The organism is Streptomyces sp. NPDC041108 (genome assembly GCF_055592645.1).
The window spans coordinates 134,727-146,554 of record NZ_JBVIYK010000018.1; the positions used below are offsets into that span (position 1 = coordinate 134,727).

The window sequence follows — 11,828 nt, forward strand, 5'->3', positions numbered from 1 at the left end:
CGGGTCAGAAGGGTGCATGGTCGTTCCTTGCGTGGGGGTGGTGCGAGGGGGTCGTGCGGGAGGGGCCCGGGGACAGGGCTGCGCGCACGGCGGCGAGCTGCGCCGCGTAGGTGTCCAAACCCTCCGCCGGGCCGCCGGGCAGCCCGGTCAGCCGGGGCAGCAGATCACCGAACGCGTTGACCTCGCCCACGGCGAACCGGCGCCAGCCGATCGCCGGGAGCAGGTCCACGCCGACGCTCAGCGTGCCGGGGAAGCAGGCGGCGGCCCGCTCGCAGATGTCGAGCGCCTGCCGCCAGCGGTCGCCCGCCGCCTCCACGACCGACGTGAGATCGCCCCGCGCCCCGCCCAGATGGAGATTGGTCATGGGGAAGCGGCTGGTGCGCACGACGGCGTGCGTGGCCCGGCCCGCCACGACCAGCACCCGCAGATCGGCGGACCTGCCGTGCGCGGACGCCTTCGGCAGCCAGCGCTCGATGTGCAGGCCGTCGGCCGCGAGCACGTCGACGATGCCGGCGATCTCCCGCTCGTGCGAGTAGCGCCGCACACGCAGCGAGTTGTGCAGCCGGAGCGGGGCGCGCAGCCCGCCGTCGGCGGCGACCTCCACGGAGGTGGTGGCCCTGATCCGCCCGCTCGCCGACGACTCCACGGCCAGCACCCCGGACGCTGAGGACCCGTGGGCCGGCTTCACGAAGACCCGCGGCATGCCGTGCTCCCGCATCGCCGCCCGCACGTCGTCCCAGCCGCGCACCGGCCACGCGCCGCCCGAGGTGGGCGACGGGGGCACCGGGACGCCCGCCGCGTCGAGCCGGGCGTGGCACAGCCGCTTGTCGAACAGCACCGGCAGATCCGCCGGATCGTCCAGTCGCAGCCCGCCCCGCAACGACCCCACCGCGGCCAGGAAACGGCCGTACCAGGTGGCCGAGCCCTCCACCCGGGTGGGATCGCCGACGCCCCGCAACAGCCGGTCCACCTCGGCGTTCTCGCCCGGCGAGTCCAGCCGTACGACCTCGTCGTCGGCGAACACGTGGCCGCCGTCGCGCAGCACGTCCCGCCACTCGACGACCCGCGGCGTGCCCACGCCGGCCGCCTCGGCCGCCGCGCGGAACAGCCCGACCCGCCGGTTCTCCCCGTTTCCGACGACCACCCACCGGTACGGGCCGGGACCCGCCCCCGCCGCACCGCTCCAACCGGACATGCCGCCCCCCTTCCGACCGTGACCGTCTACGCGCTCACTCGCCCACCGCGACGAACCGCCAGACCGTGCCGTCCTCCTCCTCGTCCGACTCGGCGTCGTCGGCGTCGGCGTCGACCTGGACCCCCTCGGCCTCCAGGGAGTCCCGGAGGCGGTCGCGTATCGCCGGGCTCAGGTAGTTGTGGTGCAGGTCCAGCGTGGTGAGGTGGGTCAGCGGCTGGCCCGTGAGCAGCGCGGTCGCCCCGTCGTCGGTGAGGACGCCCATCGACACGTCCAGGACGTCGAGGCGGGCCACCACGGGAGCCGAGGCCAGGGCCACGCAGATCTCGTCCTGCATCTCGCTGTTGCGCAGGGCCAGGTGCTTGAGGGCCGGCAGGCGGGTGCCGGCGAGGATCGGCGCGAGGTCGGCGGCCTCGCAGTCGCCGCCGTACTCGGACGTCCCCAGCCACAGGTCCAGCTCGACCAGGGCCGGCAGGTCGCTGCCCGCGACACCCCGGACGGCTTCCACGGGCATGCCGCCGGTCTCCACCGTCAGCGAGCGCAGCCGCTCGTGCCGCAACGCCGGGAAGCCGAGGCCCTGGCCGCCGCGCACACCGAACTCCTCCAGCTCGGGGAAGGCGTCCAGCAGCGGGCCGACGTCGCCCTGGTTGATCCAGGAGATCTCGCACTCCTCCCCCACGATGTCGCCGAGGAACAGGGCGCGCAGCGCGGGCAGCCGGTCCTTCGCCGCGATCAGGGCCTCGACGATCGCCTCGGGGCCGTTGTCGTAGGCGTCGCTCCAGGCGCCCACGACCAGTGCCCGCACCTTCTCGGTGCCGACGGAGGCCAGGAACCGGGCGAACGCCTCCTCCCACGACTCCTCGCTGTCGTAGGACTCCACCGCGATGCTCCAGGCCACCGACTCGGGAGCGGGCAGGTGCCCGGCCCCCTCCAGGCCCTTCACCGACTTGGGGAAGCGGTGGACCGGCAGGCCGTGGAACTCCTCCAGATGGCTCCCGATGGTCATGTGCGCCCCGCCCCTTCGTTCCATGTCCATGGGCGGCGCCGGGCCTGTGCCCGGTCCGCCCGTCTCGCACCCGGAGCGCACGGCGCCGCCGGGTAGGGGAGTTCTACCAAGTCCGACCGACAACGTGTGCGGCGGACCCCTGTCCTGTGGACGAACAGTGGTCCGCGCCCCGGCGGACGGGCGTGCGCGGACCGATTGTCAGTGGTCGGCCCTACGGTCCTGTCGTGGCACAGCGAGTGCCCGACGGGAGGGAGACCCATGTACCGGCAAGGAGACGTCCTCATCGCGCCGTTGGCGCGGAGCGCCGTGCCCGGCGACGCGCTCGACGCCGCCTCGGAGCCCCGCGACGGGCGCGGGCGGCTCGTCCTCGCCCTCGGCGAGGTCACCGGCCACGCCCACGCCGTGGTCGGCCCCGGCCGGCTCGTCCGCGAGGCGGGCGCGTTCGGGCCGATGCTGCTGCACGTGCCGGAGGGTGCCCGCGTCGTCCACGAGGAGCACGCTGCCATCTCCCTGCCCAAGGGCTGGTACCGGGTCGTGCGGCAGCGGGAGTACGTACCGGGCTCGGTGCGGATCGTCGCCGACTGAACCGGCGGGGCGGAGGGCGGCCGTGGCGTGCGGCGGCCCGCGGGAACGGACATACGGGATCCAGGAGGAACGGCGTGACGGAACGGACGAGTTGGCGGGCGGTGGCGGCGGCCACCGGGGCGGGCGACCGGGCACGGGCCGAGGCGGGCGTGCGCCTGGCCTACCGGCGGGCGGGGCTGCCGGAGCCCGGACGGATCGTGTGGGCCCGCTCGCCCCTGGAGGCGGTGCGCCTGCTGTCGGGAGCGCCGGCGCAGGACGGCCAGGCGCTGCCCGCCACCGGGGCGAGCGTGCGGGACGCGGTCCGCAACAGAGCCGTCGCCGCCGAACGGGCCCGGCTGCACACCCGGCTGGGCCCCACCGGCTGGAGCGCGCACTGGAGTGCGACGGGCGCCGGCCTGTGGGAGACGACCCGTCCGTTGATCGACCGCGTCCGCACCGGAGTCGTCGAGGCCCTGGCCCCCACCGGCCGCAAGGAGGAGACCGGCATCCGTCTGCTCCTCCTGGACGCCGTCCTCGGCCAGCACGACGCGGCCTGGCTGTCCGCGTTCGACACGGCCCCGGGCCTCGACGGACTGGCCGAGGTGGCCCGCACGGCCGGCTGGTGGTGGCCGTACGAGAACGTCGCCGTCGTCACCGAGCGGCCCGTGGAGCTGCACCGCGACGAGGCGGGGCGGCTGGACCGGGGTGACGGGCCCGCGCTCGCCTACGCCGACGGATTCGCCCTGCACGCCTGGCGCGGGCTGCCCGTCCCCGGCGCCTTCCTCGACCGGCTGGGCTCGCTGACCCCGGCGGAGATCCGGGCGGAGGAGAACGCGGAGCTGCGCCGCGTGATGCTGGAGTTCTACGGCTACGACCGCTATCTGGAGGAGTCCGGCGCGAAGCCGGTGCACCGTGACGAGACGGGCGTGCTGTGGCGCATAGCCCTGCCGGGCGACGAGGACGTGGTGATGGTCGAGGTCGTCAACTCCACGCCGGAGCCGGACGGCACGAGCCGCACCTACTGGCTGCGGGTGCCGCCCGCCACGACCACGGCCCGCGCAGGGGTGGCCTGGACGTTCGGGCTCAGCGCCGAGGCGTACGAGCCGCTGCGGCAGACCTGAGCCGGGCCCGCCGGGGTCACTCGAACCGTGAGGTGTCGCCCGCGCCCTTGCGGATGATCTCCGCCTCGCCGCTGGAGAAGTCGATGACGGTCGTCGGCTCCGTGCCGCAGTCCCCGGAGTCCACCACCGCGTCGACCAGGTAGTCCAGGCGTTCCTTGATCTCCCAGCCCTGGGTCAGCGGCTCCTCCTCGTCGGGCAGCAGCAGGGTGCTGGAGACGAGCGGCTCACCCAGCTCGGCGAGCAGGGCCTGGACCACGCGGTGGTCGGGAATGCGCACCCCGACGGTCTTCTTCTTGGGGTGGAGGAGCTTGCGGGGCACCTCCCGCGTGGCGGGGAGGATGAAGGTGTAACTGCCGGGCGTCGATGCCTTCACGGCGCGGAACACGTCGTTGTCGACGTGGACGAACTGGCCCAGCTGCGCGAAGTTCTCGCACACCAGGGTGAAGTGGTGGCGGTCGTCGAGCTGCCGGATCGTCTTGATCCGCTCGATGCCGTCACGACTGCCCAGCTGGCACCCCAGGGCGAAGCAGGAGTCCGTCGGATAGGCGATCAGCCCACCCTGACGAATACTGTCGGCGACCTGCCCGATGGCACGCGGCTGGGGGTTGTCGGGATGCACGTCGTAGTACTTGGCCATTGGACGAGCTTATGCCCCCGGAGTCGCGGGCCCCTGAAAGGGGCGCGGGGAACTGCGCGGCCGGCCACGGACGACCCTCAGCGTCGAAGCGGCCCGCAGTCCCCCCTTCCAAGCGGAGCGCCTACGCGCCGCTTGCGCGCAGCATGTCCTCACGCTCGACGATCTTCACGCGCTCACGGCCCTGCGGCTCACCGAGCGCCTTCTCGGCGGCGTCGAGCTTGTACCAGCCGTCCCACGTCGTGAAACGCACGTTCCGCTCGGCGAGGAACGCGTCCACGGCCTCCGGGGCGGGCGTGGACGGCTCGTGCAGCCGGCCGTTCGCGAAGTCGTCCAGGAGGTTGGCGACGGTCTCGTTGGCGTCGCCCTTGGTGTGCCCGATGAGGCCCACGGGTCCGCGCCGGATCCAGCCGGTGACGTACGTCGACTGCAGGTGCGCGCCGGTCTCCTCGACGACCCGGCCGCCCGCGTCCGGGACGGTGCCCGACTCGACGTCCCAGGGGAGCTTGGGCAGCTTGTCCGAGAGGTAGCCGACCGCGCGGTACACACCGGTGACGTCCCAGTCCTTGAACTCGCCGGTGCCCTTGACGTTGCCGGTGCCGTCCAGAGCCGTGCGCTCGGTGCGCAGGCCGACGACCTTTCCGTCCTCGCCGAGGATCTCGGTGGGCGACTCGAAGAAGTGCAGGAACAGCTTGTGCGGGCGGTCGCCGGTGTCGCGGATCGCCCAGTTCTCCAGGGTCTTGGCGACCATGTCGGCCTGCTTGTTGCCGCGCCGGGTCGCGATGGAACCCTCGTCGTAGTCGATGTCCTCGGGGTCGACGATGACCTCGATGTTGGGGGAGTGGTCGAGCTCTCGCAGCTCCATCGGGGAGAACTTCGCCTGAGCCGGGCCGCGGCGGCCGAAGACGTGGACCTCCAGCGCCTTGTTGGCCTTCAGACCCTCGTACACGTTGGCCGGGATCTCGGTCGGCAGCAGTTCGTCGGCCGTCTTGGCGAGGACGCGGGCCACGTCGAGCGCGACGTTGCCGACACCGAGGACGGCGACCTTCTCGGCCTCCAGGGGCCAGGTGCGCGGGACGTCCGGGTGGCCGTCGTACCAGGAGACGAAGTCGGCCGCGCCGTACGAGCCGTCGAGGTCGATACCGGGGATGTCGAGCGCGCGGTCGGCCGTCGCGCCCGTGGAGAAGATCACGGCGTCGTAGAACGCGCGCAGGTCGTCCAGGTTGATGTCCCCCGGGTAGTCGACGTTGCCGAAGAGACGGATCTGCGGCTTGTCGAGGACCTGGTGCAGGGCGGTGATGATGCCCTTGATGCGGGGGTGGTCGGGGGCCACGCCGTAACGGATCAGTCCGAACGGGGCGGGCATCCGCTCGTAGAGGTCGATGGACACACCGGGCTCGGTGGCCACGTCGGACTTCAGCAGCGCGTCGGCGGCGTAGATCCCGGCGGGTCCGGCTCCGACGATGGCTACCCGCAGAGGGCGGGGCATGTTCAGGTTCCCTTCGAGCGGAGAAAAGCGACTCGACGGCAACCCTAAACTAAGGTAACCCTTACCAGGTACTCGGGTCGGGTCTATGACCTCATAAGGCGATCTTATGCCATCCGGGGGAATGGACGGACGAAGGGAGCGTGACCGGTCCCTCGGCCCACACGGTCGTCGACAGCGTGTTTGCCGGGGCGCGGAGCGGCAACGCGGTCTCCATGACTGGATCGAACAAGGACCCGAACGAGAACTCCGCTTCCACCGGGACGACCGCAGCCAAGGCCCGCCGGACGGCCGCCAAGGCCACGGCACCGGCCACCGAGTCCGCGAAGGCGGCCGCGACCAAGAGCGAGAGCGCCGCCTCGTCCGTCAAGGCCGGTGCCGGACACGCGGCCGAGGCGACCAAGCGTGCCGCCGACACCACGAGCGCGGCCGTGCAGAGCGCGGCGAAGGGCGTCGAGGCGGGCCGCCAGGCGGTCGTCCAGGCGTCCGGCCAGGTGGCGGCCACCGCCAGGACGGCCATGACCGTCATCGCCCACCGCAAGCTCGTCGCCGCCGGTGTGGGTGCGGGCCTGACGGCCCTGACCGCCGCCTCCTACGCGGTCGGACGCCGCTCCGGACGCCAGGTCCAGGGGCCGCTCACCCGGCTCACGGGCGGCCGCATCTGACGCGCCCGCCGCGGGGTGGAACCCACGCGCGGGAAGCGGCCGACCGGCCGCCTCCCGCGCGGCGCTCCGCCGCGCCCGGCCGCCCTACCAGCGGCCCTCCACCTGCTCCTTGATGCGCCGGTCGTACAGGTCCCGGATCGCCGTGAGCGTCTCACCGGACAGCTCCGGCAGCGCTGCGGCCGCCGCGTTGGCGCGGGCCTGGTCCGGGGTGCGGGCGCCCGGGATCACCGTTGTGACGCCCGGCAGCTGGACGATCCAGCGCAGCGCCAGCTGGGCCGGGGTGTAACCGTCGGGGGTCAGCCCCGCGAACTCGACGGCGGCCTCGACGCCCGTGGCGTAGTCGACGCCGGAGAAGGTCTCGCCCTGGTCGAACGCCTCGCCGTGCCGGTTGTACGTGCGGTGGTCGTTCGCCGCGAAGACCGTGTCCTTCGTGTACTTGCCGGACAGCAGTCCCGACGCCAGCGGAACGCGCGCGATGATCGCGACGCCCGCCTTCTCGGCGGCGGGGAGGACGTCGAGGAGCGGCTTCATCCGGAACGGGTTGAGGATGATCTGCACGCTCGCCACGTTCGGCCGGGCGATCGCCGTCAGCGCCTCCGCGCAGGTCTCCACGCTCACGCCGTACGCGGCGACGCGCTCCTCCTCGACCAGGGTGTCGAGCGCGTCGAACACCTCGTCGGAGGAGTAGACGGGCGTGGGCGGGCAGTGCAGCTGGACCAGGTCGAGCCGGTCCACGCCGAGGTTGCGGCGGGAACGGTCGTTCCAGGCCCGGAAGTTGTCGAGGACGTAGTTCTCGGGGATCTGGTCCATGCGACGGCCCATCTTCGTCGCGACGAACACATGAAGGTCGGGCCTGCTCCGCAGGAACGTGGCGATGGTCTGCTCGCTGCGCCCGTCGCCGTAGACGTCGGCCGTGTCGAAGAAGGTCACTCCCGACTCGGCGGCCGCCTCCAGCACCGCCAGGGCCTCCGTGTCGTCGACGTCTCCCCAGTCGGCGCCCAGCTGCCATGTGCCGAGACCGACGACGGACGCGTGCTGACCCGACCTACCGAATGCGCGTTCTTCCATGCCGTCAGTCTGTCATCCGTCCCGCCCCGCGGCCCGCGGGGGCGGGGACGTGGTGGGGTGCGGGGTCAGTGCGGGAAGGCGCGTGGTGGGCGCTGCCGGGGGAGCCCGTCCCTGAACTCCTCGACGACCGAGCTGATCTGCCGGGTGAGTTCGGTCTTCTCCAGCCGGTCGAGGTAGAGATTGCGGCGGGCGAGTCCCACCGCGTCCACGCAGAAGTACAGCGCCATCAGCGGGTTGATGAACAGCTCGCTGTTGCTGGTGCGGTCGGTGAAGCGGACGTCGCCGAACTCGCCCCGTACGGCGGCCGCGACCGAGCCGTTGACGATGCTCGGGTGGGTCGGCGTGCTCTGCTGGGCGTGGGCCACCGCGTCCAGGTACAGGGCGCCCTCGGTGCTGTCGCGCGGCAGCGAGAACGCCCCCAGGTAGGCGCCCTCGCGCTCCAGCGCGGCCAGGTTCTCCAGGACCAGTGAGTGGTTGACCCCGTGGTAGGCGTCCACGCCGAAGCCCAGGCAGGCCACCAGTCGCTCGGGGACCTCGTCGAGGCCGGCCACGGCGCCCAGACTCGCCATGTCCTCCTCCGGCGTGCCGAGTCCGTGCTCGTCGCCACGCATCAGGATGTCGGTGCCGCCGTCCACGAGGACGACGGCGTCCACCCCGCCCAGATGACCGACGAGAGCGCGGTAGGCGGCCCGCAGGGGTGCCACACCCGTACGGGACAGCGCGTACACGGTGCTGGGCAGCCGGTGCAGGGACAGCCACCGGGCGAGGGCGCGCTCGGGGAAGTAGTCGCCCCGGAAGGTGGTCTCCGGGCCGATGGCCGCGACATCGGGCTCCAGCCACACGTCCTGGCTCAGGCCGTACAGGTCGGCGAAGGAGAGGTTCGCGAGATGGACCTCCTTGCCTTCGGCCCGCAGGGCGAGGGCCAGCGGCAGCCCGGCGTACACGTCGAATCCACCACCGGCACCGGCGATGAGCACACGCCGCGCCTCGCGCAGCCGGGTGAAGAACGGGGGTTCCTGGAGGGAGAACACCGGGGGAAGTTAACAGGGCGGAGCACGAGACGCCCGCGGTTTCCCGCCGTCGCGGTGCCGTGGGGCGGGGCCTGCGGTTGCAGGCAGTCCGGCCGGGCGGGGGCTGCTCCGAAGGTTGCCGACGCGGCCGTCCGAGGGCGCGCGGTGGGCAGGCCGGGGTCGGTGGCGGTCGTCGGACGGTCGCGGTGTCAGGGGCGCCGGCTGCCGCACGGCCGATGGGCGGGGACCGGCTGCCGTCGCACGGTCGGCCGGTCCCGGGCGTCGGTGGTCCGCAGGTCCCCGCCGCGACCGTCCGCCGGCACGCGGGCCGGCCGACCGTGCGACGGCCCTCGGACCCTCGGCCGGCGGCCCTTCGGGCGCCGTCACCAGCCCGGTCATCCGTGGCGCTCCGCAGATTCCTCGGCCGACGCCGGTGACGGGGGCCGGGGAGGCGGATACCGTACCGGTCAGTAACCGGACCGCATCGCAGGAGGCCCCATGCCGCAGCTCGAAGTCGACGGCGCCGTGCTGACGTACGACGACGAGGGCCCCCGGGACGGTGACGGTGTGCCCCTGGTCTTCGTGCACGGGTGGACCGCGAACCGGCACCGCTGGGACCATCAGGTCGCGCACTTCGCCGGGAAGCGGCGCGTGATCCGGCTGGACCTGCGCGGGCACGGCGAGAGCCGGGGCGCGGGGGTGCGCACGATCGAGGAGCTGGCCGAGGACGTGCTCGCCCTCCTCGGTCATCTGGAGGTCGAGCGGTTCGTCCTCGTCGGCCACTCGATGGGCGGCATGATCTCCCAGACCATCACCCTCGCCCACCCCGAGCGCGTCGAGCGCCTGGTGCTGGTCAACTCCATCGGCCGCATGACCTACAGCCGAGGCCGCGGCCTGCTGATGGCGGTCTCCACCCGTGTTCCCTTCAAGCTGTTCGTCGCCGCCAACATCCAGCGGGCCTTCGCCCCCGGCCACCCCCGCGAGGAGATCCGGGAGTACATCCGGGCCTCGGCGGCCACCCCGCGCGAGGTCGTCATGACCCTGTACGGCGCCATGCGCGCCTTCGACGTCCTCGACCGGCTCGGCGAGATCAGCACACCGACCCTGCTCGTGCACGGCTACCACGACATCCAGCTCCCGGTCTCCCAGATGCTGCGCATGGCCAAGGCGTGCCAGGACGCCGAGGTGCGCATCCTGGACGCCGGCCACGAACTTCCCGTGGAGAAGCCGGCGGAACTCACCGCCACCCTCGACCGCTTCCTCACCGGCGCCCGTCCCTGAACCCCGGACGTCACACGGCCGGGCGCGAGCGGGTCCGTCCCCGGCCCAGGAGGCCGCCGAGCGTGCGGAGCCACCCGAGGACGGCGTCCACGGCCGCCCGGGTCCGGGGCAGCCGGTCGATGTCCGCGGCCAGGGACAGGGCCGCGCCCGTCCAGGCGAAGCCGAAGGACCAGACGGAGAGCCATTCGCACAGGTACAGGGGCGTGATCGTCCAGTCCTCGCCCATCCCGGTGGCCGCCGCGACGGCCGCGAGCGCCATGAAGGCGAGGATCAGCACGCCGGCCGCCAGGTAGGGACGCCGGACGTACGAACGTTCCTTGATGCCCGGCGCCCCGTGCATGAAGAGGCAGAACGCCGCCATCGCCGTCAGCAGGGCGACGGCGAAGACCTGGTGGAGGACCGAGACCGTCTGCTGCCCGGCGTCGCCCCCGGATCCCGGCGCGGTGGGGAAGAGGGCGACGCCGAGGGCGCAGAGTCCGGCGACGGTGCCCAGAACGTCGTGGAACCGGTTGAAGCGGTAGACGATCAGGAAGATCCCGAGGGCGCAGAGCCCGCCGACGAAGATGTCGCGGGTGCTGGTGTGGTACGAGCCGCTCATGGAACCGGGCCAGGCGTCGCCGCCGGTCACGCCGGCGAGCCGCGCCGCGATCCAGTTGCCGGCCGGCAGCGCCAGGGGCAGCAGGACACCGATGATCCCGACCCCCAGGCGCAGCCGCATGACCGTCCGCGCGTCCTGATCCTGCTTCGAGGCCGCCAGCCTGCGCCGCAGGTTCTCGGCGGCGCTCCCGTCCGTCGCGCTCACGGGGCCCTCCTCACGCTCACGGGACGCGCGAGGCGGAGGCATGCCCGCCACCGGACGATGTCCGGTATAAGGCTCACATAAACTCGAACACGGGCTCGGGCGCCGGGTGTGTCAGCCGGTCAGTCGACCCTCCGCGGCGACGAGCAGCTCCGTCACGCGCAGCGCGAAGGCGGCGTCGCACGGATGCGGGCGGCCACTGCGCGCGGCCGCCAGCAGCGCGTCTCCCGCCCGTACGAGGGCCTCTACGGCACCTTCGTCGGACCCGGGCAGTACGGTCGCCCCGGTCCGGCCGCGCAGCTCGACCGTCGCGCCGGAGGCCGCGGGCGGCGCGGTGAGGCTGAGCGTGAGCGTGCTGGACGCCCCGCCGGTGTGCAGAAGCACCAGATGGACCGTGTCCCCGGGCCCGCGCACGGCGGCGGCGACCTGTTCCACGTCCCCGAGCACCGGCAGCAGCACGGACAGGGCGTGCGGGCCCACGTCCCACAGGCCGCCCTTCTCGCGCCGCCACGGCGAGGCCGCGAAGGGGCTGTCGCTCTCCTCGTCGAACAACGATCCGAACCACTCCGCGCGGGCGGTGAACCAGCCCCCGGCCGCGGCCTGCTCGGTGATCCACGCGTCGACGGCGGTCTGGAAGCGGGCGGTGAAGAAGACGACCGAGGCCACTCCGGTCTCCGCCACCGCCTCGACGACGGCCCGCCCCTGCTCGACGTCCGTCGCCAGGGGCTTGTCGAGCAGCAGATGGCAGCCGGCCCGGGCGGCCCGCGCCGCCAGCGGTGCCTGGACGGAGGGCGGCAGGGCCACGGCGACCGCGTCCACGTCGGCGAACAGGGCGTCGACGTCCTCGTACACCGGCACTCCGCCGTGCCGGCCGGCCAGTTCCTTGGCCGCCTCCGGGCGCCTGCCCCACACCCCCGCGAAGTCCAGCTCCTGGTGCGCGCCGAGCGCGGGGGCGTAGGCCATCTCGGCCCACGGGCCGGTTCCGAGCAGTCCGATACGCAT

General features: G+C 73.1%; 12 protein-coding genes. 4 read left to right on the forward strand and 8 right to left on the reverse strand.

The window, feature by feature from the left end; translation table 11 throughout:
- Positions 1-4 precede the first annotated feature (4 nt).
- Positions 5-1,195, reverse strand: a complete 1,191-nt coding sequence (locus tag ACZ6BB_RS35460; RefSeq protein WP_471619234.1) for an STM4014 family protein — start codon at positions 1,193-1,195, stop codon at positions 5-7.
- A 34-nt stretch (positions 1,196-1,229) separates the two neighbouring features.
- The gene (locus ACZ6BB_RS35465) at positions 1,230-2,198 is read right to left on the reverse strand and encodes an STM4015 family protein (protein ID WP_471619235.1); all 969 of its coding nucleotides are present in this window, start codon (positions 2,196-2,198) and stop codon (positions 1,230-1,232) included.
- A gap of 258 nt (positions 2,199-2,456) precedes the next feature.
- Here ACZ6BB_RS35465 and ACZ6BB_RS35470 point away from each other — a divergent pair, with 258 nt between their 5' ends.
- Entirely contained in the window at positions 2,457-2,783 is a 327-nt protein-coding gene (locus ACZ6BB_RS35470; RefSeq protein WP_471619236.1) for a hypothetical protein, read from the forward strand.
- Between the two features lie 74 nt (positions 2,784-2,857).
- Positions 2,858-3,883 (forward strand): DUF6745 domain-containing protein, encoded by a 1,026-nt coding sequence (locus ACZ6BB_RS35475; RefSeq protein WP_471619237.1) that lies wholly within the window; start codon positions 2,858-2,860, stop codon positions 3,881-3,883.
- A gap of 16 nt (positions 3,884-3,899) precedes the next feature.
- On the opposite strand, the gene ACZ6BB_RS35480 is transcribed toward ACZ6BB_RS35475, so the two are convergent.
- Both ACZ6BB_RS35480 and ACZ6BB_RS35485 read right to left on the reverse strand, forming a co-directional pair.
- Positions 3,900-4,520, reverse strand: coding sequence for an L-threonylcarbamoyladenylate synthase (locus ACZ6BB_RS35480; protein ID WP_471619238.1), 621 nt, complete (start codon positions 4,518-4,520; stop codon positions 3,900-3,902).
- 121 nt (positions 4,521-4,641) lie between these two features.
- The gene (locus ACZ6BB_RS35485) at positions 4,642-6,006 is read right to left on the reverse strand and encodes an FAD-dependent oxidoreductase (protein WP_471619239.1); all 1,365 of its coding nucleotides are present in this window, start codon (positions 6,004-6,006) and stop codon (positions 4,642-4,644) included.
- 212 nt (positions 6,007-6,218) lie between these two features.
- On the opposite strand from ACZ6BB_RS35485, the gene ACZ6BB_RS35490 reads away from it, so the two are divergent.
- A complete protein-coding gene (locus ACZ6BB_RS35490; protein ID WP_471619263.1) occupies positions 6,219-6,668 on the forward strand; it encodes a hypothetical protein in 450 nt (149 codons plus the stop codon).
- 84 nt (positions 6,669-6,752) lie between these two features.
- Here the strand turns inward: ACZ6BB_RS35490 and ACZ6BB_RS35495 are convergent, their stop codons facing one another.
- Together ACZ6BB_RS35495 and ACZ6BB_RS35500 are read right to left on the reverse strand one after the other, a co-directional pair.
- Entirely contained in the window at positions 6,753-7,736 is a 984-nt protein-coding gene (locus tag ACZ6BB_RS35495; RefSeq protein WP_471619240.1) for an aldo/keto reductase, read from the reverse strand.
- A 65-nt stretch (positions 7,737-7,801) separates the two neighbouring features.
- Entirely contained in the window at positions 7,802-8,767 is a 966-nt protein-coding gene (locus ACZ6BB_RS35500; protein ID WP_471619241.1) for a DUF1152 domain-containing protein, read from the reverse strand.
- Between the two features lie 477 nt (positions 8,768-9,244).
- Between ACZ6BB_RS35500 and ACZ6BB_RS35505 the strand changes: the two genes are divergently transcribed.
- Complete coding sequence (locus ACZ6BB_RS35505; RefSeq protein ID WP_471619242.1) at positions 9,245-10,027, forward strand: alpha/beta fold hydrolase; 783 nt, start codon at positions 9,245-9,247, stop codon at positions 10,025-10,027.
- A 10-nt stretch (positions 10,028-10,037) separates the two neighbouring features.
- On the opposite strand, the gene ACZ6BB_RS35510 is transcribed toward ACZ6BB_RS35505, so the two are convergent.
- Entirely contained in the window at positions 10,038-10,829 is a 792-nt protein-coding gene (locus ACZ6BB_RS35510; RefSeq protein ID WP_471619243.1) for a hypothetical protein, read from the reverse strand.
- 111 nt (positions 10,830-10,940) lie between these two features.
- Entirely contained in the window at positions 10,941-11,828 is an 888-nt protein-coding gene (locus ACZ6BB_RS35515) for a Gfo/Idh/MocA family protein (protein ID WP_471619244.1), read from the reverse strand.

Coding starts and splice junctions, on each gene's coding strand:
- ACZ6BB_RS35460 (WP_471619234.1), bottom strand. CDS start 1,195: ATGTCCGGTTGGAGCGGTGCGGCGGGGGCGGGTCCCGGCCCGTACCGG.
- ACZ6BB_RS35465 (WP_471619235.1), bottom strand. CDS start 2,198: ATGACCATCGGGAGCCATCTGGAGGAGTTCCACGGCCTGCCGGTCCAC.
- ACZ6BB_RS35470 (WP_471619236.1), top strand. CDS start 2,457: ATGTACCGGCAAGGAGACGTCCTCATCGCGCCGTTGGCGCGGAGCGCC.
- ACZ6BB_RS35480 (WP_471619238.1), bottom strand. CDS start 4,520: ATGGCCAAGTACTACGACGTGCATCCCGACAACCCCCAGCCGCGTGCC.
- ACZ6BB_RS35485 (WP_471619239.1), bottom strand. CDS start 6,006: ATGCCCCGCCCTCTGCGGGTAGCCATCGTCGGAGCCGGACCCGCCGGG.
- ACZ6BB_RS35490 (WP_471619263.1), top strand. CDS start 6,219: ATGACTGGATCGAACAAGGACCCGAACGAGAACTCCGCTTCCACCGGG.
- ACZ6BB_RS35495 (WP_471619240.1), bottom strand. CDS start 7,736: ATGGAAGAACGCGCATTCGGTAGGTCGGGTCAGCACGCGTCCGTCGTC.
- ACZ6BB_RS35505 (WP_471619242.1), top strand. CDS start 9,245: ATGCCGCAGCTCGAAGTCGACGGCGCCGTGCTGACGTACGACGACGAG.
- ACZ6BB_RS35515 (WP_471619244.1), bottom strand. CDS start 11,828: ATGCGTATCGGACTGCTCGGAACCGGCCCGTGGGCCGAGATGGCCTAC.